Raw genomic sequence first — 22,260 nt, 5'->3', positions numbered from 1 at the left:
GGATGAGCGCTTCTACCCTGACCTGGAGGCCCTGGAGGCCCGCCTTTCCCCCCGCACCAAGGCCGTCATTATCAACTCCCCCAACAACCCCACCGGGGCCATGTATCCCGGGGAGCTCCTCCGGGGTTTGGGGCAGGTCCTTCAGAAAAAGGAGGCCCAGTTCGGCCACCCCATCTTCCTGGTGAGCGATGAACCCTACAGGAAGCTGGTATTTGATGGCCTGGAATGCCCCCCTGTCTTCCACAATCACCCCCGGACCATTATGGTCACCTCCCACTCCAAGGACCTGGCCATCCCGGGAGAGAGGATAGGCTATATCGCCGTCAACCCCGTTTGCAAAGGGGTGGAGGAGCTCGCCGGTGCCCTGGGCCACTGCAACCGGACCCTGGGCTTTGTCAACGCCCCTGCCCTCATGCAGCGGGTGGTGGCCGCCCTCCAGGGGATAAGTGTTGACCCCGGGGAATACCAGAAGAGAAGGGACTTCCTCTACGGTCACCTGGTGGGGATGGGCTATTCAGTCGTTAAGCCCCAGGGGGCCTTCTACATGTTCCCCAGGGCCCCCATAGAGGATGATGTTGCCTTCTGCGCCGAGCTTGCCCGGCACCGGGTTCTCACCGTTCCCGGCAGGGGATTTGGCTCCCCCGGCTATTTCCGCATCGCCTACTGCGTTGAGGAGCGCACCCTGGAGGGTTCGCTGGCAGGCTTCCGGGCGGCCGCCAGGAGATTCGGGCTGGGCTGAAAGGGGTCGCTACGGGAACCGTTGCCTACAATGCTATAATTGCCCGGTTATGGGGAGAATGACGGTATCTAAGGAGTTCCTGGATGAAATAGCCCTCTCCGAGGGGGAGTACAGGGAGATAGTCCGGCTCCTGGGCCGGGAGCCCAACCCCCTGGAGCTGGGGATGTTCGGGGCCCTGTGGAGCGAGCACTGCGGCTACAAGCACTCTAAGGCCCTCCTCAGGATGTTCCCCAGCCGGGGGAGGAGGGTCCTGGTGGGACCCGGGGAGGAGAATGCCGGGGCGGTGGACATCGGGGGGGGGCTGGCGGTGGTGATGAAGATGGAGTCCCATAACCACCCCTCGGCCATCGAGCCCTTCCAGGGGGCGGCCACGGGGGTGGGGGGCATCGTCCGCGATATCTTCACCATGGGGGCCCGCCCCATCGCCCTCCTCAACTCTCTCCGCTTTGGCCCCCTCGCCGAGGCCCGCAACCGCTACCTTTTCGGGGGCGTGGTGGGGGGCATCGCCAGCTACGGCAACTGCCTGGGAATCCCCGATGTGGGGGGCGAGCTCTCCTTCTCCCCCGCCTATTCCCACAACCCCCTGGTCAACGCCCTGTGCCTGGGGCTGATGGAAAAGGAAAAGCTGGTGCGGGCCCGTGCCCAGGGGGAGGGCAACCCCCTCTTTCTGGTGGGGGCTGACACCGGACGGGACGGCCTCCACGGGGCCTCGGGCCTGGCCTCCCGGACCTTTGAGGAGGAGCGGGAACTGCGCTCGGCGGTCCAGGTGGGGAACCCCTTCATGGAGAAGCTCCTCATCGAGGCCTGCCTGGAGCTGGCGGAGACCGGCTGGATAGAGGGGATGGCGGACCTGGGGGCGGCGGGCCTCACCTCCTCCGCCGTGGAGGCCGCTTCCCGGGGGGGGAGTGGGGTGGAAATAGACATAGACCAGGTGCCCCGCCGGGAGGAGGGGATGAGCCCCTACGAGGTCATGCTGGCAGAGTCCCAGGAGCGGATGCTCATCATCGGCAAGAGGGGATATGAAGAGAAGATAAAGGCCCTCTTCTCCCGCTGGGGCCTGCCCTGCTCCGAGATAGGCCGGGTCACGGGCGACGGCCTTGTCCGGATAAAGGAGGCGACAAAGCCCATCGCTGAGGTCCCCGTAGGGCTCCTCACCCAGCCCCCGAGCTACACTCACGCGGTGCGAAAGCCCTTCTGGCTCAAGAAGCTCCAGGCCTTTGACCCCCGTTCCCTCCCCGACCTCAAGCCGGAGCAGGCCAGCCGGGTCTTCCTCCGGCTCCTCTCCTCGCCCAATATCGCCTCTAAAGAATATGTCTATAGACAGTATGACCACCAGGTGATGATAAACACTGTGCTTCCCCCCGGCGGGGATGCGGCGGTGCTCCGGGTGAAGGGGACAGGGAAGGGCCTGGCCCTGACGGCCGACGGCAACGGGAGGTGCTGCTATCTTGACCCCTACCGGGGTGGGGCCCTGGCGGTTGCCGAGGCCGCCAGGAACCTGGCCTGCGTGGGGGCGGAGCCACTGGCTATCACCGACTGCCTGAACCTGGGCAACCCCGAGAGGCCCGATGTCTTCTACCAGCTAAAGGAGGTCATCCGGGGCATGGCCCACGCCTGCCGGGTCCTGGGCATCCCCGTCATCAGCGGCAATGTGAGTCTCTACAACGAGACCCGGGGCCAGGCCATCTACCCCACCCCCGTGGTGGGCATGGCGGGCCTCCTGGAGGAGATAGAAAAACGGGCCGACCACGCCTTCAAGAAGGAGGGCGATATAGTCTTTCTCCTGGGGGAGGGCGGCAGCCTGGCGGGGAGCGAGTACCTGGAGCTGATTCATGGCCTGGTGGCCGGCAGGCCGGGCCTGGACTTAGCCCTGGAGAAAAGGGTCCAGCGATGTCTGCGCGAGGCCATCAAGCGGGGCCTCATAAGCTCCGCCCACGACGTCTCCGATGGCGGCTTGGCGGTGGCCCTGGCGGAAAGCGCCATCGCTGGCAATATCGGCTTCCAGGGGACGGTTAAGCCAAAGGGCCGTCTTGACGAGTTCCTCTTCGGCGAGGGCGGGGCCAGGGTCGTGGTCTCCGTCCCCCCCCGCCAAGCCCCTGCCCTGAGCCGCCTGGCCGCGGCCTATCAGGTCTCTCTTATTCCGCTGGGGATGGTAGGTGGAGACAGCTTTGGCTTAGGTCCTGTCAGCCTCCCCCTGGCAGAGATGGCGCGGGCATGGAGGGGAGGGCTGGAGGGAGCGCTGGCGGCTAAGGGGAGCTAGCTTGGTTTCACCCCCAATAACTACCGCAGGTTCAACTTCATTTGTGGGGAGCGAGCGACCAAGCGTTTGGACTTCTTGGGGCGTGCCGCTGGTCTCCACGTGCCGACCTTTGACTTGATTTGAAAGAGATACGACAGTAGCTTCTCCAACACTCTATCGGCTTCCTTATTGTTATAGGTTAGGGTCTCCTTGCCTATCATTAAAGTGCAATAGGCTAGCTGGTCCTTCGGGGTGCCCTTCATTTCCCTTAGGTAGTCAGCGTTCAGCGTATTGACTTGGACGATGCCGCTTATGAAGCGGCTGTGCAAGGAAGCTTCTTGCTCAAATGGTAATTCCTGATACTTAATGCGAAGCCCGGGCCCCCTCTTGGCGCCAGGGTCCCCTGACCTTTCGCCCGTCAATTGCCCCTTCTTGCTCGACTTGCCAGTGAGTTTCTTCGGTCCGCGCTTCCTAACTAGGCCGCCCAGAAGTGCGAGGTCCTTGAAGGTTTCTTGGCTCAATATGCTCTTCGCCATTTCTATGGCTTGCTTTTGGATAGTAGTCAACGATTTTTGCTCAACTTCGGCTTTCAACTGCTCAACTTCGGCTTCAATGGATGGACAAATCCTCTCCAGTTCCTTCAGAAACAATATCCAGTCCCGATTCAACTCAAACCCGGCTCTCGCTGGCAGGGGCTTCAAGAAATCGGCATTTATGTCTCCCCTCACAAAGCCGCTGGCCAGGATGCTCTCCTGCAAGCCATAGGCCTGAAGGTCTTTCAAGTCCTCCACAATCGCCAGGCCTTTATGGCGGATTAAAACCCTTCCGTTTCCGGACGGGTCAAACCAGAATTGACAGCCAAAGCTCTTTTGCCACTCACCAGTGAGGTGTACTTGGCCGAAAGCCACGCCCACCTTGGGTAAATCTATATTGAGAGGCAGAACCTCAAGCCTTTCCCCATTGGCGGCAACAGATATTTGTAAGCCGCCTTCCCTCAAATAGGGGTCAAACTTCTCTGAAAAGAACCTTTGCAGTACTTCTGCTGAAAGCGGTCCTCTTCGCCTCAGCGGGTCGGTGAACAATCCGGTGAATACTATGGTCATTCCTCTTTCTGGACGCGTTTCCCGCTTCATCGCTGTTGCAATTTCTGCTTCGGCGCTGCCTTTGCGCAGAACAACTTTGAGAGTGGGACCATGCTTATCCTTCTTGCTAAAGAAGGTGGCGCAGTTGGCAAATTGGCTGAAGGCAAATAATCCTATTCCCAACTCGCCAATGGCAGATGGCTCGCCCTTCTTTATTGAGTCTGCCACCCTTCTTAAAGCGGCTTTGAACTCGTCCTGCGTCATGCCTGGCGCATCGTAATCAACAACTATCCGGCTCCGGCTTAGCTGGAACACAACATGACATGGCCGTGATACGTCTCCCCCGGCCTTCTTCCACGTGTCGATTGCGTTGCTGATATATTCTTTTGCGGCTTCAGCAGGGTTTCGGTATAGAGAACCGATGTAGGCGAGGAGATTACCAAGGTTTGCCTCAATTCTTACTTTTCCCATCCCCCCCTCCTCTTAATCCTTTGAACCGGTAATTTGTTAGGGTCTTCCACCGCTGAAACATCTCTTCGTCCCCTAACATACCGAGGAGACTGGAGATGTAGCCCACATCATTAAAGTAGATTTGTCTTCGCAGCACTTGCCTAGCTTCTTTTTGTGGCGTGTCCTTGAACCACCTAAGTTCGTCTTCCAGCAATAGCAGTAGATACTTGATTTTCTCTGAGCGTCGCTCGGCTTCTCTCTCCAGTTCTGTAGTCTCTGCTCTCCTGACTGCCTCTGGCAATTTATCAGCTAGGAAGTCTTGTATCCGCCTGAGGTTCTTCTTACCGGGTATGTACCCGGACGGCCCTGGGCAAAACCAGGGTTCAATGGTCTTCACGGGGATACCCATCATTTGCGCAAGCTGTCCTTTTGATAACCCGTTTTTGCTCCGGAAGGCCTCCAACTTCTCAATTGGGTTCAGCACTTGTCCTCCTATCCGTGCAGGCATCATACACATTTGCGCTTTGTGCCCATATACCTGAACCTATGAGCACTTGGTGTACCCGCAGGAGCGGCAGACGAAGCAGCCTTCCTGGTAGATGAGCATGCCGCCGCAGTCGGGGCATTGGCCCTGCCCCCCGAGTGCGACGTTCGCCGTGTGGGTGGCGCTACCCTTGGCCTGCGGCTCCTGCTTCCCGGACAGGTGTCTCTCCAGTACGGTGCCGATGGCGTCGGCGCAGGAGAGGATGGCGTGGCCCTCCTCCCAGGTTATGGCCGGGCACCTTATCCCTTTAAGGTGCTTGACGAGGGAGGCGGGCTCCACCCCGCTCCTCAACGCCAGTGAGACGAGACGGCTGGTGGCTTCAAGCTGGGCGGCGGCACAGCCCCCCGCCTTCCCCAGGGAGGTGAAGACCTCAAAGGGCCCCTTCTCATCGGAGTTCACCGTTACATAAAGGTTCCCGCACCCGGTGGTCACCTTCTCGGTGAAGCCGTTGGTTCTCTTGGGGCGCTGGCGGGGCTGGCGGGTGGCCCGGGCCTCCGGGGGAGCCTCCGCCTGAGGGGTGGCCAGCACCTGCCGGTCCTTGGAGCGGTCCCGGTAGATGGTGATGCCCTTCAGCCCCTCCTTGTAGGCCAGGAGGAAGACCCGGGAAACATCCTCGGGGGTGGCGGTGTGGGGCAGGTTCACCGTCTTGGAGACGGCGTTATCGGTATGGCGCTGGAAGGCCGACTGCATCTTCACATGCCATTCTGGGGTGATGTCATGGGCGGTGGCAAAGGCCCGTTTCACCGGCTCCGGGATGCCCTTCATCTCCCGCAGGCTCTTCCCCCCCGCCAGCTCCGCCATGAGCTCCGGGGAGTAGAGGCCCTCCTTTTTGGACACCTCCTCAAAGATGGGGTGGACCTCCAGGAACTGCTCATTGTCCAGGATATTGCGCGTATAGCTCAGGGCATAGAGGGGCTCAATGCCCGAGGAGCAGTTGGCGATGATGGAGAGGGTCCCGGTGGGGGCGATGGTGGTGCGGGTGGCGTTCCTCACCTGGGGCATCCCGGCCCGGTCGTAGATGCTCCCCTTGAAGGCGGGGAAGGTCCCCCTCTCCTTTGCCAGCCCCTCCGAGGCCCGGGTGGCCTTCTCCGATAGGAAGGCCATGACCTTCTCCCCCAGCTTCAGGGCCTCCTCGGAGTCATAGCTGATGCCCAGGCGGATAAGCATATCGGCGAAGCCCATCACCCCCAGGCCGACTTTGCGGGTGGCCCGGGTCTTCTTCGCTATTTGCTCCACAGGGAAGCGGTTCATATCTATCACGTTGTCCAGGAAGCGGACGCTGCTATCTATGGTCCTGGACAGCTTCTCCCAGTCTATCTCGTAGCTGCTGTCCCTTTCCCGGAGCATACGGGCCAGGTTGATGGAGCCCAGGTTGCAGGACTCAAAGGGGAGGAGGGGCTGCTCGCCGCAGGGGTTGGTGCTCTCAATCTGCCCAAGATGGGGGGTGGGGTTGGTCTCGTTTATCCGGTCAATGAAGACTATCCCGGGGTCCCCGGTCTTCCAGGCCATCTCCACAATCTTGTCCAGGACCGCCTTAGCATTGAGCCTCCCCACCGCCTGGCTGTCGCGGGGATTGATGAGGTCGTATTCCTCGCCCTTCATGGCTTTCTCCATGAAGTCTCTGGTGACGGCCACGGAGAGGTTGAAGTTGGTGAAGGCCCCCGGCTCCGCCTTGGCGGTGATGAACTTCAGGATATCGGGGTGGGTGACAACGAGGATGCCCATGTTGGCCCCCCGCCTCTTCCCCCCCTGCTTGATGACCTCGGTGGCGGTATCAAAGGCCCTCATAAAGGAGACAGGCCCGCTGGCCACCTCCCCGGTGGAGCCAACCTTGTCCTTTTCGGGCCGGAGGCGGGAGAAGGAGAAGCCCGTGCCTCCACCGCTCTTGTGGATGAGGGCGGTGTATTTTACGGCATCAAAGATGGACTCCATGGAGTCCTCTATGGGGATAACAAAGCAGGCCGATAGCTGCTGGAGCTCCCTTCCGGCGTTCATCAGGGTGGGGGAGTTGGGCAGGAACTCCAGGCTGGTCATGAGGCGGTAGAACTCCTCCTCCCAGCGTGCCACATCTCCCTGGGGGTTGTACTGGAGCTCGGCCTGGGCGATGTTCCCGGCCACCCGGCGGAACATCTCCTCGGCGGTCTCTATCGCTTTCCCCTGGCTGTCCTTGGCCAGGTAGCGCCTCTCCAGTACGTTCCTGGCGGTGTTGGAGAGCTGCAGGGGGGGCTTGGTGACGAGCGTTTCCTGGGCCACAACTTCCTCCTTAAGGATAATTCTGGGGCTGGGGGAGGGGGCCTGGGGGGCTTTGTTGGCCTGGACCTCCCGGAGGAGGGCGTGGACCTGGGCGGGCAGGGGTTCAGGCCAGGCCTCCACCTCAAAGCCGGGGAGGGTGTGTCGGGCGATGAAGAGGCCGATGGCCTCCTCCACCATGTCCCTTTCCGCCATCCCCATGGCGCTGGCCTCGGTGAAGAAGCGCTGGGCTATTTCATTCCTGTCCAGACCCTTTCGGGCCCGTCTCCTGGTGGTCATCTGGCCCTCTTTCTCTGGCGGGGTGGGGGGCCGGGGAGGAGGGGGAGTTGAGTTGGGACCGGGGTCCCCACCAGGCTGTCCACCTCCTGTTTGAGGTCGGAGAGGTCGGTGAACCGTCTGTAAACGCTGGCGAAGCGGATATAGGCTATGTGGTCCAGGCTCTTCAGCCTCTCCATCACCATATCCCCCAGGGCCGGGCTGGGAATCTCCTCTTTGCCCAGCCGGTAGAGCTCCCCTTCAATATCGTCCACCATCTTCTCCAGGGTCCCCGTAGGAAGGGGGCGCTTCTCACAGGCCTTGCGCACCCCGGTGAGGAGCTTCTCCCTCTGAAAGGGCTCCCGCCGGCCGTCTCTCTTGATGACATAAAGGCTCCTGGCCACTGCCCGCTCCTGGGTGGTGAACCGGGCCCCACATCCCAGGCACTCGCGCCTCCGCCTGATTCCCTCCCCCACCTCCCGCGAGTCCACCACCTGGCTCTCCGCTCCACCACAATAGGGACACCTCATTGTCCCATTAGGCCACAATATGTTGTGCCTGTCAAGGGGAAACATCAAAATGTTGGGTCAAAAAGCGAGGAGGCCGGCCGCGAAAGCGGCCGGCCTCCAGAGGCAGAGGCGGAGAGGTCAGCGGCCGGAGATTGACCCTGGGGGGGTGCGGCTGGAAACAGAGGATGTCCTGGAGAGCATTTGCTGGCGGCGTAGGCTTAATGGTCGGCGCAGGAATGATGGGACATCCAGCTCGCTTTCCTCCTTCGTCTCCTTGAGAAGCTGTCTTATGTCTTCCGGCTTGGGAGCGGTGCCCCCCGCTTTGGTGCGGAAGCCGGTGGCTACCAGGGTGATGCGCACCTCGCTGTCCATCTTGGGGTCATAGGTGACGCCGAAGATTATATTGGCTTCGGGGTCCACGGCCCCCTTGATGAGATCGGCGGCCTGGTTTACCTCGTGGAGGGTGAGGCTGGAACCGCCGGAGACGGTATAAAGTACGCCCTTGGCCCCCTCAATGGAGATGTCCAGCATGGGGCTGGCCAGGGCGGCCTTGGCGGCATCGGTGGCCCGGTTGGTCCCGGTTCCCTTGCCAATGGAGAGCCAGGCGGGGCCGGCATCCTTCATTATTGACCTGATGTCAGCGAAGTCCAGGTTTATCATCCCGGGGACGGTGATGACCTCGGCGATGGACGCCACCGCCTGACGCAGGACCTCATCGGCCATCTTGAAGGCATTGTCCACGGCGGTCTTGGTGTCGCAGAGGGCGAGCAGGCGGTCATTAGGAACAATAATAAGAGTATCACAATGCTCCATAAGCCTGTTTATCCCGTCCTCGCATACCATGCGGCGGTGGGCGCCTTCAAAGCTGAAGGGCCTGGTGACCACGCCGATAACCAGGGACCCGGTTTCTCTGGCAGCCTCGGCCACTACGGGTGAGGCGCCGGTGCCGGTGCCGCCGCCCATGCCGGCGGTGACAAACACCATGTCGGCGCCGGCGGTTATATCGCGGATATCGTCCCGGCTTTCCTCCGCTGCCCTCTGGCCCATGGCGTTGTCTCCCCCCGACCCCAGGCCCCGGGTGAGCTTCTCCCCGATCTGGACCTTATGGGGGCAGTCCACTAGTTGCAGGGACTGGGCATCGGTATTGAGGCAGTAGAACTCTACGCCCTGGATTTCATCCCGAACCATGCGGGTGACGGCGTTACAGCCCCCCCCGCCCACGCCGATGACCTTTATCCGGGCGGCGTTGGGAGCCATGATCTGTTTTGCCACAGCTACCTCCTTTCCTGTCTAGCTCTAGTAAATGTCTGCTGTGCCCGGAACATGAAGTGGCGGAGGGTCTTGCCCATGGCTTCCAGGGGGGTGGCAGGGACGGGGTCGGTCCCCGCCCTCTTGGCCCCCCACTTGAGCAGGCCCACGCAGGTGGCATAGGCGGGGTCGTAGAGGATGTCGGCCAGGCCATAGACATCCTGGGGGGCCCCCACCCGCACCGGCAGGCGGAAGACATCCTCGCCCAGGACCTCAATCCCCGGCAGGTTGGCGGTCCCGCCGGTGAGGACCAGGCCGGCTGGGGCCAGGGCGGCAAGCTCCGAGCGGGGCAGCTCCATCATCACCATCCGCAGGAGCTCGTCAATCCGGGCCCGGACGATGTCGTTCAGGTCCTGGAGCAGTATCTCCTGGCCGTTGTCCGTGCCCACTACTGCCGGCTGCACCTTTGCTTTGCCATCGGTGCCCGGCGTGAGGTTGGCATACTTCACCTTCACCTGTTCCGCCATCTCATAGGGGATACCCATGCCTACGGCGATGTCCCGGGTGACCTGAAAGCCCCCTACGGGGAGGACCGAGGTGAACCAGACGCTGCCGCCTTTCCAGACAGCAATGTCAGTGGTGCCCCCTCCGATATCCGCCAGGATGACCCCGGCCTCCATCTCATCGGGGCTCAGCACCGCTTCACCGGAGGCCAGGGGCTCCAGGACAAGGTCCTCCACCTCCACCCCCACCCCCCGGACGCACTTGACCAAATTGAGCACGGCGGAGGCCGAGGCGGTGACCACATGGGCATCGGCATCCAGGCGGAAGCCAGACATCCCCACTGGGTCCCTCACCCCCTCATGGCCGTCCAGGATATACTGGCGGGTGATTACATGGAGGAGCCTGCGGTCGCTGGGGATCTCAATCTCCCGGGCGGACTCCATGACCCTCTTCAGGTCGGCGCCCTTCACCAACCGGTCCCCACGTCCGACGGCCACGGCGCTGCGGGTGTTGAGGGAGGAGATGTGCTTGCCCGTGACCCCCACATAGGCCGATTCCATCTTTATCCCGCTGGCATGTTCTGCCTTTTTCACTGCCTCCCGGATGGCACTTTTGGCCTCATCCAGGTTGATCACCACCCCCTTCTTCAGGCCCCTGGTGGCGGAGACCCCCACCCCGAGGACCTGAAAGGCGCCGGCGTCTCCGGCGCTGGCGATGATGCCGCAAGTCTTGGTGGTGCCCACATCGAGGGCGGCGAAGACTGTTTTCGCCATCTATTTCCTCCTTTCTAGAGTAGGGTTACCTTGGGACGGATAGGGCTCGGTTCTCATCTTGCCTTTACTCCCCTTAGTGGCAAGGGAAAGATTCCGGGTCGGGACAGGACCGCCACGCGCTCGACGACGATTTTTCTCTTGGGCGGCAGGCTGCCCCAGACCTCAAGGTAAGGAAACCCGGAGAAGAGGCAGGGCCCGTAGCGGTGATAGTCGCAACGGCAGGCCCCGTAGGCCCCTCTGCACCTTCTTAGGGTCTGGTGCAGGGCCCAGGCCACCATGAGGGAGCCCGGAATAGAGCTGATGGGCTCGGGGAAAATAATAAGGAGAATCCCCAGGCCATATACCAGGGAAAGGAAGAAGCCCCTCTTCTCTCTCACCAGACTGACTCGTTTCATCCCTTATCCCTGAAAGACCCTCCTCTTCTACCCTTTGACCGGGACCACGTCTACGGCTTCGGCCAGAGCCCAGGCCTGGTGGTCAGCCGGGTGCACATAGAGGGCTTGCTTGGCCCCGCAGTCCAGGCAGGGGGCTTGCACAATCCCTGACTGCTGGGAGTTGGAGGTGACGAAGATGACCCCCGAGGAGCACTTGGCGCACCTTCCTGCCAGGTGGTATGCCCCTCCAAGACAGTCGGCCCAATAGACTTTCATGCGAACTCCTTTCTACACCCGCTCCGCCGCCCTCAAATGGGCGGAACGGCTGCGGGGATTTACCGCTATTTCCTCCGGGGTAGGGATAACGGGCCTGGGGGTGAGGAGGCGAAGGCTGGGTTTGTGCCCACAGATACAGGCCGGGGTCCGGGGCGGGCAGAGACATGCCCGGGACTCCCGGCGGAGGAACTCTTTCACCAGTCTATCCTCCAGGGAGTGGTAGGAAAGAACCACCAGCCTTCCTCCAGGCCTGAGGAGCTTCACTGCCTGGGGCAGGGCCAGGGAGATGTTCTCCAGCTCCCGGTTGGTGGCAATCCTCAGGGCCATGAAGGTCCGGGTGGCGGGGTGAAGCCTTCCCCGCCTCTTCCCCGCCGCCATCTCCACCGCCTGGACCAGCTCAACGGTGCTATGAATTGGGCGCCGCCTCAGAACCTCATGGGCAATCCGCCGGGCCTGTCTTTCCTCACCGTATTTCCTCAAGACCTCTTCCAACTCCCGGGGTGAGGAGGAGTTTATTAGCTGGGCGGCGGTGAGCTCCTGGGTGGGGTCAAAGCGCATGTCCAGGGGCTCATCCCTGAGGAAGCTGAAGCCCCGCCCCCCCTCCTCCAGTAGGAGGGAAGAGAGGCCCAGGTCAAAGAGGGCCCCGTCCAGGGGCTCGAAATCGTGTAGGTGGCAGACCATTTCCAGGTTTCTGAAGTTGGCATGGACCAGGTAGAAATCTCCTCTGCCCCCAAGGTTCTCCTGGGCCGTCTTCAGCGATTCGGCATCGGCATCCAGGCCCAGGAGCCTGCCTCCCCCTTCCAGGATGGCCCGGGCATGCCCTCCTCCCCCCACCGTAGCGTCCAGATACCTCCCTCCCCTCGTCACCTGCAGGGCCTCCATGACCTGGGGGAGGAGGACGGGTATGTGGACAGCGCCCATCAGCCTCATTTCTCTAAGCCGGTACCTGGGTAAGCCTGAGGCTCACCGCAAGGCGGGACAGGATCTGGGCCTGTCCCAGGTCCAGATCCGCCAGCTCCTGCACTGGTTCCCTCTTGGCGGGTGTGAGGGAGTAGAGGGAATCGCCCGAGTGGGGGTGCTCCTCCACTACCCCCTGGGCCACCAACTCCTCAAGGCCCTCGGCCAGGTCCAGGGGATAGCCCTCAAGGGAGAGGGAAAAGGTCCGGCGGTCAAGGCGAGCGTGAGGATGGCGCGCTAAGATGAAGAGCACCCGGAGCTTGGCCCGGGTGTTGCCGTAAACCTCTACAAACTGCAGGAGCCCCAAATCCCTTCTCCTTCCCCTCCCCTCCACACAACGGCCCAATTATAGAGCACCTAGTCCCCGCTTTGTCAATACCTTTTTAAGAATAATCTAAAAATTAGTCCATAATACCCATCTCCAGGTTCAGTTTGATGACGAGCATATGAGAAAAAAGATTAAACTGTTTTGAAACAACTGCGAAGACAATAAGGTTCAGGTCGAGTATAATATGTGGGCATGATTAAGGCCGGGGTGCTGGTGGCGTCGGACCGGGGGTTCCGGGGGGAGAGGGCGGATGAGAGCGGGCCCCTGATAGGGGAGCTCCTTTCTCCCCTGGGGGTGGAGGCTGTAAAATATGAAATCGTGCCCGATGAAAGGGAGATGATTGAGAAAAGGCTTAGAGACTGGGCCGATGCTGGGCTGGACATCATCCTGACCTCGGGGGGGACGGGGCTTTCACCCAGGGACCACACCCCGGAGGCTACATTGGCGGTGGTGGACAGACTGGCCCCTGGCTTTGCCGAGGCCATGCGCCAGCGGGGGCTTTCTCAGACTCCCAGGGCCATGCTCAGCCGGGGGGTGGCGGGGGTGAGGGGAAGGTGCCTCATCATCAACCTCCCCGGCAGCCCCCGGGGGGTGAGGGAGGGGCTGGAGGCCATCCTCCCCGCCCTGCCCCATGCCATTGAGGTGCTGCGGGGGGAGGCTAAGGAGTGATGGAGATTGATATCATCACCATCTTCCCCGAGATGTTCCAGGGCTTCCTCCAGGTGGGCCTCCTCGGCCAGCTCAGGGAAAAGGAGCTGGTGAGGGTGGGGGTGCACGACCTGCGCCAGTTTGCCCATGACCGCCACCGCACGGTGGATGACTACCCCTTCGGCGGAGGACCGGGGATGGTCTTCAAGCCCGAGCCCCTGTTCGAGGCCGTGGAGGCCCTGAAGAGGGAGGGGAGCTGGGTCATCCTCCTGGACCCCCAGGGGGTCCCCTTCCACCAGGCCCTGGCCCAGGAGTTGGCCCGGAGGCCACATCTTCTGCTCCTCTGCACCCGCTATGAGGGGGTGGATGAGAGGGTCAGGGAGCACCTGGCGGACCAGGAGATAAGCCTGGGGGACTTTGTCCTTTGTGGGGGGGAGGTGGCGGCCATGGTGGTGGTGGAGGCGGTGGCCAGGCTCCAGCCCGGGGCCCTGGGCTCCCCCCAGGCCCTGGAGGAGGACTCCCATACCTGGGACCTCCTGGAATACCCCCAGTATACCCGCCCACCCGACTTCCGGGGCTGGACGGTGCCTGAAATACTCCTCTCCGGCCACCATGCTAAAATAGCCCGCTGGCGCCGGGAGCAGGCCCTGGTGAGAACCCTGAAGCGGCGTCCCGAGCTTCTGGAGAAGGCCTGTCTTACCCGGGAGGATAGACGGTTTCTGGAAATAATAAAGGCTAGTGAGGGAAGAGATGGAAACCAGACCTAACATGGAGGTCCCCCGCCCCGGTGACCTGGTGAAGGTCACCATTCGGATAAAGGAGGGGGAGAAGGAGCGGAGCCAGAGCTTCCAGGGGGTGGTCATCCGGGTGAAGCGGGGAGGGGAGAGGACCACCTTTACTGTGCGCCGGGTAAGCTATGGTGTGGGGGTGGAGCGCACTTTCTTCCTCCATTCCCCTACCCTGGAGAAGGTGGATGTGCTCCGGCGGGGCAAGGTGAGGAGGGCCAAGCTCTACTACCTCAGGGGACTCTCGGCCAGGAAGGGGAGGATAAAGGAAAGGCGGGATCTGCCCAAGGAGGTGCTGCCCGCCGAGGCCGCCCCCGAGGCCGCGGCCGCCGAGACACCCGCCGGGGAGCGATAGGCTGCGCCGTCCTCCGTGGGCTATGCCCAGGTAGCTGTTGATTTCCCCCTTCGCTCGCCGGCCACCTTCACCTACGCTATCCCTCCCTCTATGGAGGTCCAGCCCGGCCAGGGGGTGAGGGTCCCCTTTGGCCGGCAGGTCCTGCGGGGCTTCGTCCTGGAGCTTGTCCCCGCCTCGCCTGTGGCCGATACCAGGCTCATAGTGGAGGTCATCACTCCCGGGCCTGTCCTTTCGCCTGAGGCCCTGGCCCTGGGCCGCTGGCTTGCCTGGCGCTATTCTGCCCCCCTCTATCAGGCCCTCGCCCTCTTTCTCCCCCCGGCCTGGGAGACCCAAAAGCCCAAAAAGGTTATCTACCTCTGTCTCAAGGTGGATTCCTTTGCCCCCCGCTCCCCCCGCCAGGCCCTCCTGCTGGAGAAGCTGAAGGAGGGGCCTATGACCCTGGCCCAGGCGAGGGAAATAGCCGGAGAGGGGGTGCGCTCGCTGGCTACGAAGGGGGTGGTGGAAAGAATAGAGGTGGAGGTGAGGCGGGACCCCCTGGCGGGGAAGGTCTTCCCCCACGAGCCCCCCCTGCCCCTCACCCCCGCCCAGGATGGGGCCCTGGAGGAAATCCGCCAGGGCCTCCTCTCCCGGAAGGGCGTCTTCCTCCTCCACGGGGTAACGGGGAGCGGAAAGACAGAAGTATATCTTCAGGCCCTCTTCCGGGCAGCAGCCCTGGGGAGGCGGGGGCTGGTGCTGGTGCCGGAGATAGCCCTCACCCCCCAGACCGTGGAGCGCTTTCTCTCCCGCTTCCCGGGCAGGGTGGCCCTCCTCCACAGCGGCCTGGGTGAGGGGGAGAGGTTTGATACCTGGCGGGGGATAAGGGAGGGGGCTTACCAGGTGGTCATCGGCACCCGGAGCGCTGTCTCTGCCCCCGTCCCCGACCTGGGCCTGGTGGTCCTGGACGAGGAACATGAGTGGACCTACAAACAGGATGAGACCCCTTACTATCATGCCCGTGAGGTGGCCCTGGAGAGGGGACGGAGGGAGGGGGCGGTGGTGGTCCTGGGCAGTGCCACCCCGGATGTAGAGAGCTATTCTCGGGCCCTCAAGGGGGAATACCGCCTGCTGGAGCTCCCCCAGCGCATCAGCCCGGGGGCCTTCCCCAGGATGGAGCTGGTGGACATGCGCCAGGAGCTAAAGGCCGGTAACCGCAGCCCCCTCAGCCGGGCCCTTTCCCAGGCCCTGGCCGAGGCCCTCCCGGCCGGGGAGCAGGTTATCCTTTTCCTCAACCGCCGGGGCCTATCGGCCCAGGTCCAGTGCCGCGCCTGCGGGCATGTCCTGGAATGCCCCCGCTGCGCCCTGGCCCTCACCCGCCATCCCGAGGGCCTAAAGTGCCACCAGTGCGGCTCAAGACAGCCCCTCCCCTCCCGCTGCCCCCGCTGTGGAGCGGAGCGGCTGAGCTTCCTCGGCCTGGGCACCCAGCGCCTGGCGGAGGAGGTGGCCCAGGCTTTTCCCCAGGCGGGCCTTTTGCGCTGGGACCGGGATGCCGTCACCCGCCGCGGGGCCCACGAGGAGGTCCTGGAGAGGTTCCGCCGCCGGGAGGCCTCCATCCTTATCGGGACCCAACTGGTGGCCAAGGGGCTGGACATACCCCGCGTGACCCTGGTGGGCGTGGTTCTGGCGGATATCGGCCTCACCTATCCCGACTTCCGCTCCGGGGAGCGGACCTTCCAGCTTATCATGCAGGTGGCGGGGAGGGCGGGGCGGGGGGACTGGCCGGGGAGGGTCATCATCCAGACCTACCAGCCCCAGCACTATGCCGTCCAGGCCGCCCTGGCCAACGACTACCGGGCCTTCTATCAGCAGGAGATGGCCTACCGCCGCCGCTACCGCTATCCCCCCTTCTCCCAGATGGCCCGCCTCCTCTACTCAAGCCCCAGCCAGGCCCGGGCCGGGAAGGAGGCGGAGAGGCTGGGCCAGCAGCTAAGGGCGGCGGGGGCGGAGGTCCTGGGCCCCTCCCCCGCCTTTTACCCCCGCCTCCGGGGCAAATACCGCTGGCAGAACCTGGTCCGGGGGGAGGACCTGCCCCGCCTTTTCTCCTCCCTGGAGATACCCCCGGGCTGGGCGGTGGATATAGACCCGGTGCATTTGCTGTAAGCTATCGAGGTCATTCCTGATGTCATTCTGAGGAGTCCCGATGAGTCGGGACGACGAAGAATCTCCGAGATTCTTCGCTTTGCTCAGAATGACAAAGAGAGGCTCGTAAATCAACTCATTCCTCACTTTGGTCCTGGGAGTGGAGGGCCCTCTGGAGCCGATAGTGACACTCAAATTGTCACTTCCGCGTGCTTGTTCTCTTTCCCTTTCTGCTGGCTGGAGCTTTCCTGGTTGCTGTGCGCTTGGCCGCTGTCCTCCTCTTCACCTTCTTGACTCCAGTGGCCTTCCTGCTTGCTGTGCGCTTGGCAGTCGTTTTCTTCTTGGAAGCTGAAGCTTTACGAGTGGTCGGCTTCTTGGCGGCCATGGCTTTGCTGGTAGCTGTGCGCCTGGCTGTCGTCTTGCGCTCCACCTTCTTCACTTTGGTAGCCCTCTTGGCAGCTGTGCCCTTGGTCGTTGCCTTTTTTGTCGCGCCTGAAACTCTGCTGGCTCCCACGCCCTTTTTTGTTTTAGGCCCCACTCTTTCTAGTTTGCTGCCCTTCCTCTTGTTGCAGGGTGGACAGAGGAGCCGAGTGTTGTCAATGAAGTCTCCTCCACGGAGTTTCTTCGGACGAATGTGGTCCACCTCCATAATGTCCAGGGGAAAAGCCCTCCTACATTCCGGACAACGGACCCTCCCCGTTTTCCTCCGCTCCCCGTCCCAATCTTCTTCATACTCCCACTGCTTCCTTGCTTCGGCGATGAGCTTCTTGGTTTCCTTCGTCGGTCGTGCCAAGCTCTCTGCTCCTTCCCCAGCTGCACGTGTGGCTAGCGGCTAGCTATGAGTCCGGCTGAGAAGAGGACGGCTGCAAGTATGACTATCGGCGGGAAAACCGCTTCCGGCGCGTGGACGAGAGCAAAGAGAAACACGGCAGCAATACATACCCCTGCTGCCGCGAATAGTGCCGTACCCAGCTTTTTGTTCGACACGGACGGATTATAGTTGGCATAGGGGCACCAGTCAATGTAGGGGTGGGGGAGATTCTGTAAGCTTTACAAGCCTAGCACCCTGGAATATAATCGGCCGGAAAGTATGGCGGTCCTCCCTTTGCGCTGTCACCCTGACCCTGTCCTAAGGCAGAAGGCCAGGAGGCTGGGGATAATAGATGGCTCCATCCAGAGACTGGTGGAGGACATGCTGGACACCATGCGCCACGCCGAGGGGGTGGGCCTGGCTGCGCCCCAGGTGGGGGTCTCCCTGAGGCTGGCGGTCATTCAGCTACCGGAGCAGGAGCCCCTGGTCCTCATCAACCCCGAGGTGGTCAAGAGGAGGGGGGACAGGGATGTGGGGGAGGGCTGTCTTTCCATCCCCGGCTACCACGCCCAGCTGAAGCGCTCCCTTCAGGTGGTGGTGAAGGCCCTCGACCGGGAAGGCAAGTCCTTCCGCATCAAGGGGGAAGAGCTCCTGGCCCAGGTCCTGGAGCATGAGATAGACCACCTGAACGGGGTCCTCTATATAGACCGGCTGGAAAGCCCGGATATGCTCAAGAAGGTTGAGGAGGAAGAGGATGGAGAAGAAGCTCACGCGGAGTGAGAAGGAGCGCATTCTGGGCGGGGTGTGCGGGGGGTTGGCGGAATACTTTGGCTTCGACCCCACCCTGGTACGGCTTGTCTTTGTCCTCGTGGCCCTGGCCGGCGGGGCGGGGATACTCGTGTATATCGTCCTCTGGATAATCATGCCCCGCCGCTCCCAGGTGGAGGCCGGGGGGGTGGTGGGAGATAACATAGAGGACATCAAGAAGCGCCTCGTGGAGTTGCAGGGCGAGGCAAAGGCGGCGGTAACCGGGGAGAAGGCCGAGGAGTGGAAGCGGAGTGGCGCTTTCTGGGTGGGGGTGTTTCTGGTTGCCCTGGGCCTCATGTTCCTCCTCTCCAGCCTGGACATCGTGCGGTGGTGGCGGTGGGCCGTACTCTGGCCTGTCGTTCTCATCCTGGTGGGCCTGCTCCTGGTGTGGCGAAGGCGCTAGCTTGAACCGGACCTCCTGCCTGGGACTGGCCCTGCTGGTCCTGGGCGTCATTGCGCTCTTCAGCGGCCTGAAGTTCGTCTTGCTGTTCCGGTGGTTCGTCATCCTGCCCATCGTCCTCATCCTGGTGGGTCTGGTCATCCTCAGGCTTCAGAGGCGCTAGATGGTCAAGCTAGAGCCCTTGTTTCTCCAGGGAAAGCTGGCGGCTTTTCTCCGCCGGGAAGGGAAGGTCTATCTGGTGGGGGGGTATGTCCGGGACCTGATGCTGGGCCGCGAGACCAGGGATATTGATATCGCGGTGGAGGGGTCGGCCCTGGAGGTGGCCCGGAGGGCGGCGGCTGCCCTGGGGGGCAGTTTTGTCCCCCTGGACCAGGAGCGGGGGATTGCCCGCGTGGTGGGGGAGGGGTTTTCCCTGGACTTTGCCTCTTTAAAGGGGGAAATATCCCGTGACCTGGCAGGCCGGGACTTTACCGTAGATGCCATAGCCCTGACCCTGGACGGGCAGGTGGTGGACCCCTTCGGTGGGCGCGAAGACCTGGAGGACAGGCTTATCCGGGCCCTGGGCGAGCGGGCCTTTGAAGAGGATCCCGCCCGGCTCCTCCGGGCCGTGCGGCTGGCGGTGGAATTGGGCTTTGAGATTGATGGGAGGACCCAGGGCTGGATAAGCTCCCATGCCGGTGAACTCCGGAGGGTAGCAGGGGAGAGGTCCCGGGAGGAGCTGATGCGCCTCCTATCCCTGCCCGGGGCCAGGGAGGGGGTGGGGCTTCTGGACAGGCTGGGCCTTCTCCTGGTCCTCTTCCCGGAGCTGGGGGAGGAGAAGGGGGTGGTACAGCCCCCGGAGCACTACTGGGATGTCTATCGGCATTCGCTGGCTGCGGTGGGGGCGGTGGGGTTCCTCCTCCGCCAGGGCAACGGCTGGCCGGAGGAGGCCCTGGCGGAGGAGCCCTGGGGCCCCTTTCTGGAGGGGCATTTTGGGGGGCTTCTGGGGGGGTTTCCCCGCTCGTCCCACCTCAAGCTGACGGCTCTCCTCCACGATATAGGGAAGCCCCGGAAGAGGACAGAGGAGGGCGGGAGGATAAGGTTCATAGGCCATGCCCAGGAGGGGGCGGAAATGCTCCAGGCGGTAATGGAGCGGCTGCGTTTTTCCCGCCGGGAAACAGAGTTGGTGCAGACAATGGTCATCCACCACCTCCGCCCCGCCCAGATGGGCCGGGACGGTGAGCCCCCCACCCGCCGGGCCATCTACCGCTATTTCCGCGATACCGGTGAGGCGGGGATTGACACCCTCTTCCTCAGCCTGGCTGACCACCTGGCCACCCGGGGGCCCCTTCTGGATATGGCCGAGTGGCGGCGCCATGCTCAGGCCACGGCCTTCGCCCTGGAGGAGCACCTCCGCTCGCTCCGGGAGGTGCCGCCGCCCAAGCTGATTGACGGGTGTGACATAATGGAACTCTTCCACCTCCCCCCCGGCCCCATAATCGGGGAGCTTCTGGAGGGGTTGAGGGAGGCGCAGGCGGCGGGGGAGGTCAGCACCCGTGAGGAGGCCCTGGCCTGGGTGGAAAAACAGCTAAAGAAGGAAGGTAGCTGAGAAAATGAAGACTGCCACCAATATTTTCGTCCTGCTCCTCATCCTCTTTTCAGTCTGGGCCCTGCTCACCCCCACTATCAAGATTGGGGGTTTTGAGCGAGGGGGGACCAAGGACCTCGGAATGAAGCTTGGCCTGGACCTGGCTGGAGGGACCCACGTGGTGCTGGAGGCCGACCTCACCCAGCTTGCACCTGGCCAGGACCCGGGGGAGGCAATGGATGGGGCCATGAAAATCATAGAGCGGCGAACCAACGCCTTTGGCGTGGCTGAGGCCACAGTCCAGCGCCAGCCGGCGGGCAACCGCGTTATCGTCCAGCTCCCCGGGGTGAAAGATGTGGGCCAGGCCATCAAGCTCATCGGCCAGACTGCCAAGCTGGACTTCCGCAAGCAGAAGCTGGATGAGACAGGCCAGGTGGTGCTGGATGAGTTGGGGGAGCCGGTGTGGGTCCCGGCCACGGGGACCATGGACGACAAAGATGTCCACCTCACCGGGGCCTTTCTCAAGCCCAACAGCTTTGTAGAGTTGACCCCCACTACCAACCAGCCCATCGTCCATTTTGAATGGAACGCCGAGGGGGCCCAGCTCTTCAAACAGATAACCACAGAGCTCCTCAACATGCCCCTGGGCATCTTCCTGGACAACGAGCTTGTCTCCGACCCCGTCGTGAGGGCGGTCATCGAGGACAAGGGGATAATAGAGGGGATCAAACTGGATGAGGCCCGCCTTCTGGCCATCCAGCTCAACGCCGGTGCCCTGCCTATCCCCCTGAAGGTGGTCCAGCAGGAGGATGTGGATGCCTTTCTGGGGGCCGATTCCCTGAAGAGAAGCCTCCAGGCCGGAGTGGTGGGGCTGGGGCTGGTGATGCTCTTCCTCATCCTGTATTACCGCCTTCCCGGCCTCCTGGCTTCTCTGGCCCTGCTCTATTACGGGGCATTACTCCTGGCCATTTTCAAACTCCTCCCCGTTACCCTCACCCTGGCGGGCATCGCTGGCTTTATCGTCTCCCTGGGCATGGCGGTGGATGCCAACATCCTCATCTTTGAGAGGATGAAGGAGGAACTGCGGGGGGGTGTGCCCCTGCGGGGGGCCATAGATAGGGGTTTCTCCCGGGCCTGGACCGCCATCCGGGATAGCAATATCACCACCTTTATTGCCTGTGTTGTCCTCTACTGGTTTGGCAGCCAGTTTGCCGCTGGCCAGGTGATGGGCTTTGCCGTTACCCTGTTCCTGGGGGTAGCGGTGAGCATGTTCACCGCCGTTACGGTAACGCGGCGTCTGTTCGGCCTGGCACTGGGCGCCGGGGCCGACCAGACGGCCCTCTACAGGATTTAGGATGTTCAACCTAGCCCGGGGCCGCAAATGGTACTTCCTCATCTCGGGAGTCCTGGCCGCCTTTAGCCTCTTCTTCCTCCTCCTCCCACCCGGCCTGCACTGGGGGATTGAGTTCACCGCTGGCTCCACCATGACCGTCCGCTTTCAAGATGTGGTGGAGCAGGCCGACCTGCGGTCGGCCCTGGGAGAGATTGGCCACCCCGAGGCCGTTATCCAGAAGACCGGGAAGGGGGACTTCCTGCTGAGGTTGAGGGCGATAGACCAGGAAGAAAAGGCCCAGCTGGAGGCTGGGCTTAGAGACCGGTTTGGCGAGCTAACGGTGCTGGACTTCTATCTGGTCTCGCCGGTCGTCGCCCAGGAGGTAAGGCGGAACGCAGCCATTGCGGTGGCGGCGGCCGTAGCGGGCATCCTGCTTTACATCGCGTGGGCCTTCCGCAAGATGCCCAGCCCCTTGCGCTGGGGTGCCTGCGCCGTAGTGGCCCTTCTGCACGACGTGCTCATTGTCCTGGGAGCCTTTGCCTTCCTGGGGCGCTTCTTCGGCGTCCAGGTTGACGCGCTGTTTATCACCGCCGTCCTCTCCGTCCTCGGCTACAGCGATAACAACATGGTGGTGGTATTTGACCGCATCCGGGAGAATATGAAGAGGGGGATAAGCAAGGACTTTGAGGCAGTGGTGAACCGCAGCCTTCTGGATACCGTGGGCCGGCAGCTAAATACCATTATCACGGTTGTCCTGACCATCCTGGCCATTCTGCTCCTGGGCGGGGTGACCATCCGTTTCTTCATGCTGGCCCTGCTCATCGGGGTGGTGGTGGGGACCTACAGCTCCCTGCTCTTGGCCAGCCAGCTCCTGGTGGCCTGGGAGCGCCGCTGGCCGACCCGCAGGTAGT

At 62.5% G+C, this 22,260-nt stretch carries 24 protein-coding genes; 12 read left to right on the top strand and 12 right to left on the bottom strand.

From position 1 onward, the window contains the following. Together KJ624_07840 and purL are read left to right on the top strand one after the other, a co-directional pair. Positions 1-739 (top strand): aminotransferase class I/II-fold pyridoxal phosphate-dependent enzyme (locus KJ624_07840; GenBank protein ID MBU2009728.1); only part of this gene is annotated, 739 nt, incomplete at its 5' end. Between the two features lie 58 nt (positions 740-797). Next, positions 798-2,999 (top strand): phosphoribosylformylglycinamidine synthase subunit PurL, encoded by a 2,202-nt coding sequence (gene purL / locus KJ624_07835; protein ID MBU2009727.1) that lies wholly within the window; start codon positions 798-800, stop codon positions 2,997-2,999. A gap of 20 nt (positions 3,000-3,019) precedes the next feature. Here purL and KJ624_07830 read toward each other — a convergent pair whose 3' ends face one another. From KJ624_07830 to KJ624_07785, 10 genes are all read right to left on the bottom strand, one after another. Then, positions 3,020-4,531, bottom strand: coding sequence for an ATP-binding protein (locus KJ624_07830; protein MBU2009726.1), 1,512 nt, complete (start codon positions 4,529-4,531; stop codon positions 3,020-3,022). Then, positions 4,512-4,994 (bottom strand): hypothetical protein, encoded by a 483-nt coding sequence (locus KJ624_07825; protein ID MBU2009725.1) that lies wholly within the window; start codon positions 4,992-4,994, stop codon positions 4,512-4,514. The genes KJ624_07830 and KJ624_07825 overlap by 20 nt, the downstream gene beginning before the upstream one ends. A gap of 60 nt (positions 4,995-5,054) precedes the next feature. Continuing rightward, the gene (locus KJ624_07820) at positions 5,055-7,274 is read right to left on the bottom strand and encodes a vitamin B12-dependent ribonucleotide reductase (GenBank protein MBU2009724.1); all 2,220 of its coding nucleotides are present in this window, start codon (positions 7,272-7,274) and stop codon (positions 5,055-5,057) included. Positions 7,275-7,579: 305 nt separating this feature from the next. After that, positions 7,580-8,089: a transcriptional regulator NrdR gene (gene nrdR, locus KJ624_07815; protein ID MBU2009723.1), complete on the bottom strand. Its 510-nt coding sequence runs from the start codon at positions 8,087-8,089 to the stop codon at positions 7,580-7,582. A 117-nt stretch (positions 8,090-8,206) separates the two neighbouring features. Further along, positions 8,207-9,325, bottom strand: a complete 1,119-nt coding sequence (gene ftsZ, locus KJ624_07810; protein MBU2009722.1) for a cell division protein FtsZ — start codon at positions 9,323-9,325, stop codon at positions 8,207-8,209. Positions 9,326-9,342: 17 nt separating this feature from the next. Continuing rightward, the gene (gene ftsA, locus KJ624_07805) at positions 9,343-10,593 is read right to left on the bottom strand and encodes a cell division protein FtsA (protein MBU2009721.1); all 1,251 of its coding nucleotides are present in this window, start codon (positions 10,591-10,593) and stop codon (positions 9,343-9,345) included. 53 nt (positions 10,594-10,646) lie between these two features. Further along, positions 10,647-10,988 (bottom strand): hypothetical protein, encoded by a 342-nt coding sequence (locus KJ624_07800; protein ID MBU2009720.1) that lies wholly within the window; start codon positions 10,986-10,988, stop codon positions 10,647-10,649. Positions 10,989-11,015: 27 nt separating this feature from the next. Next, positions 11,016-11,243, bottom strand: a complete 228-nt coding sequence (locus tag KJ624_07795; GenBank protein ID MBU2009719.1) for a hypothetical protein — start codon at positions 11,241-11,243, stop codon at positions 11,016-11,018. A gap of 12 nt (positions 11,244-11,255) precedes the next feature. Beyond that, a complete protein-coding gene (gene rsmH / locus KJ624_07790; protein ID MBU2009718.1) occupies positions 11,256-12,164 on the bottom strand; it encodes a 16S rRNA (cytosine(1402)-N(4))-methyltransferase RsmH in 909 nt (302 codons plus the stop codon). Positions 12,165-12,177: 13 nt separating this feature from the next. Then, entirely contained in the window at positions 12,178-12,507 is a 330-nt protein-coding gene (locus KJ624_07785) for a hypothetical protein (GenBank protein ID MBU2009717.1), read from the bottom strand. A gap of 213 nt (positions 12,508-12,720) precedes the next feature. On the opposite strand from KJ624_07785, the gene KJ624_07780 reads away from it, so the two are divergent. The 4 genes from KJ624_07780 to priA are packed head-to-tail and all read left to right on the top strand — an operon-like array spanning position 12,721 to position 16,452. Continuing rightward, entirely contained in the window at positions 12,721-13,197 is a 477-nt protein-coding gene (locus KJ624_07780; GenBank protein MBU2009716.1) for a MogA/MoaB family molybdenum cofactor biosynthesis protein, read from the top strand. Further along, positions 13,197-13,943, top strand: a complete 747-nt coding sequence (gene trmD / locus KJ624_07775; protein ID MBU2009715.1) for a tRNA (guanosine(37)-N1)-methyltransferase TrmD — start codon at positions 13,197-13,199, stop codon at positions 13,941-13,943. Before KJ624_07780 ends, trmD begins: the two co-directional genes overlap by 1 nt. After that, positions 13,927-14,316 (top strand): 50S ribosomal protein L19, encoded by a 390-nt coding sequence (rplS, locus tag KJ624_07770; protein MBU2009714.1) that lies wholly within the window; start codon positions 13,927-13,929, stop codon positions 14,314-14,316. The genes trmD and rplS overlap by 17 nt, the downstream gene beginning before the upstream one ends. A gap of 15 nt (positions 14,317-14,331) precedes the next feature. After that, positions 14,332-16,452, top strand: a complete 2,121-nt coding sequence (gene priA / locus KJ624_07765; GenBank protein MBU2009713.1) for a primosomal protein N' — start codon at positions 14,332-14,334, stop codon at positions 16,450-16,452. 178 nt (positions 16,453-16,630) lie between these two features. Here the strand turns inward: priA and KJ624_07760 are convergent, their stop codons facing one another. Both KJ624_07760 and KJ624_07755 read right to left on the bottom strand, forming a co-directional pair. Then, positions 16,631-17,224 (bottom strand): HNH endonuclease, encoded by a 594-nt coding sequence (locus tag KJ624_07760; GenBank protein MBU2009712.1) that lies wholly within the window; start codon positions 17,222-17,224, stop codon positions 16,631-16,633. A 32-nt stretch (positions 17,225-17,256) separates the two neighbouring features. Beyond that, positions 17,257-17,418 (bottom strand): hypothetical protein, encoded by a 162-nt coding sequence (locus KJ624_07755; protein MBU2009711.1) that lies wholly within the window; start codon positions 17,416-17,418, stop codon positions 17,257-17,259. A 103-nt stretch (positions 17,419-17,521) separates the two neighbouring features. Here KJ624_07755 and def point away from each other — a divergent pair, with 103 nt between their 5' ends. Genes def through secF form a run of 6 tightly spaced genes read left to right on the top strand, consistent with a single transcriptional unit; the run spans position 17,522 to position 22,259 of the window. Continuing rightward, positions 17,522-18,022: a peptide deformylase gene (gene def, locus KJ624_07750; protein ID MBU2009710.1), complete on the top strand. Its 501-nt coding sequence runs from the start codon at positions 17,522-17,524 to the stop codon at positions 18,020-18,022. After that, a complete protein-coding gene (locus KJ624_07745; GenBank protein MBU2009709.1) occupies positions 17,997-18,452 on the top strand; it encodes a PspC domain-containing protein in 456 nt (151 codons plus the stop codon). Before def ends, KJ624_07745 begins: the two co-directional genes overlap by 26 nt. Before the next feature lies 1 nt (position 18,453). Beyond that, a complete protein-coding gene (locus KJ624_07740) occupies positions 18,454-18,612 on the top strand; it encodes a hypothetical protein (protein MBU2009708.1) in 159 nt (52 codons plus the stop codon). After that, on the top strand, positions 18,613-20,037 hold the full coding sequence (locus KJ624_07735) for an HD domain-containing protein (GenBank protein ID MBU2009707.1): 1,425 nt from the start codon (positions 18,613-18,615) through the stop codon (positions 20,035-20,037). It begins immediately after the preceding gene. Between the two features lie 4 nt (positions 20,038-20,041). Further along, complete coding sequence (gene secD, locus KJ624_07730; protein ID MBU2009706.1) at positions 20,042-21,370, top strand: protein translocase subunit SecD; 1,329 nt, start codon at positions 20,042-20,044, stop codon at positions 21,368-21,370. A gap of 1 nt (position 21,371) precedes the next feature. Further along, positions 21,372-22,259 carry a protein translocase subunit SecF gene (gene secF, locus KJ624_07725; protein ID MBU2009705.1) on the top strand — a complete coding sequence of 296 codons (888 nt, stop codon included), beginning with the start codon at positions 21,372-21,374 and terminating at the stop codon, positions 22,257-22,259. The last annotated feature ends 1 nt before the right edge of the window (position 22,260 follow it).

This window comes from Chloroflexota bacterium, from assembly GCA_018825785.1.
GTDB lineage: Bacteria > Chloroflexota > Dehalococcoidia > JACVQG01 > JAHKAY01 > JAHKAY01.
This window is presented reverse-complemented; position numbering and strand designations above follow the sequence as displayed.

Excerpts from the sequence above, each read along its gene's own strand:
- def (MBU2009710.1), top strand. The coding sequence starts at position 17,522 with ATGGCGGTCCTCCCTTTGCGCTGTCACCCTGACCCTGTCCTAAGGCAG.
- KJ624_07800 (MBU2009720.1), bottom strand. The coding sequence starts at position 10,988 with ATGAAACGAGTCAGTCTGGTGAGAGAGAAGAGGGGCTTCTTCCTTTCC.
- KJ624_07795 (MBU2009719.1), bottom strand. The coding sequence starts at position 11,243 with ATGAAAGTCTATTGGGCCGACTGTCTTGGAGGGGCATACCACCTGGCA.
- KJ624_07735 (MBU2009707.1), top strand. The coding sequence starts at position 18,613 with ATGGTCAAGCTAGAGCCCTTGTTTCTCCAGGGAAAGCTGGCGGCTTTT.
- rplS (MBU2009714.1), top strand. The coding sequence starts at position 13,927 with ATGGAAACCAGACCTAACATGGAGGTCCCCCGCCCCGGTGACCTGGTG.
- nrdR (MBU2009723.1), bottom strand. The coding sequence starts at position 8,089 with ATGAGGTGTCCCTATTGTGGTGGAGCGGAGAGCCAGGTGGTGGACTCG.
- KJ624_07830 (MBU2009726.1), bottom strand. The coding sequence starts at position 4,531 with ATGGGAAAAGTAAGAATTGAGGCAAACCTTGGTAATCTCCTCGCCTAC.
- secD (MBU2009706.1), top strand. The coding sequence starts at position 20,042 with ATGAAGACTGCCACCAATATTTTCGTCCTGCTCCTCATCCTCTTTTCA.
- rsmH (MBU2009718.1), bottom strand. The coding sequence starts at position 12,164 with ATGGGCGCTGTCCACATACCCGTCCTCCTCCCCCAGGTCATGGAGGCC.
- ftsZ (MBU2009722.1), bottom strand. The coding sequence starts at position 9,325 with ATGGCTCCCAACGCCGCCCGGATAAAGGTCATCGGCGTGGGCGGGGGG.
- KJ624_07780 (MBU2009716.1), top strand. The coding sequence starts at position 12,721 with ATGATTAAGGCCGGGGTGCTGGTGGCGTCGGACCGGGGGTTCCGGGGG.
- KJ624_07745 (MBU2009709.1), top strand. The coding sequence starts at position 17,997 with ATGGAGAAGAAGCTCACGCGGAGTGAGAAGGAGCGCATTCTGGGCGGG.
- trmD (MBU2009715.1), top strand. The coding sequence starts at position 13,197 with ATGGAGATTGATATCATCACCATCTTCCCCGAGATGTTCCAGGGCTTC.
- secF (MBU2009705.1), top strand. The coding sequence starts at position 21,372 with ATGTTCAACCTAGCCCGGGGCCGCAAATGGTACTTCCTCATCTCGGGA.
- purL (MBU2009727.1), top strand. The coding sequence starts at position 798 with ATGACGGTATCTAAGGAGTTCCTGGATGAAATAGCCCTCTCCGAGGGG.
- ftsA (MBU2009721.1), bottom strand. The coding sequence starts at position 10,593 with ATGGCGAAAACAGTCTTCGCCGCCCTCGATGTGGGCACCACCAAGACT.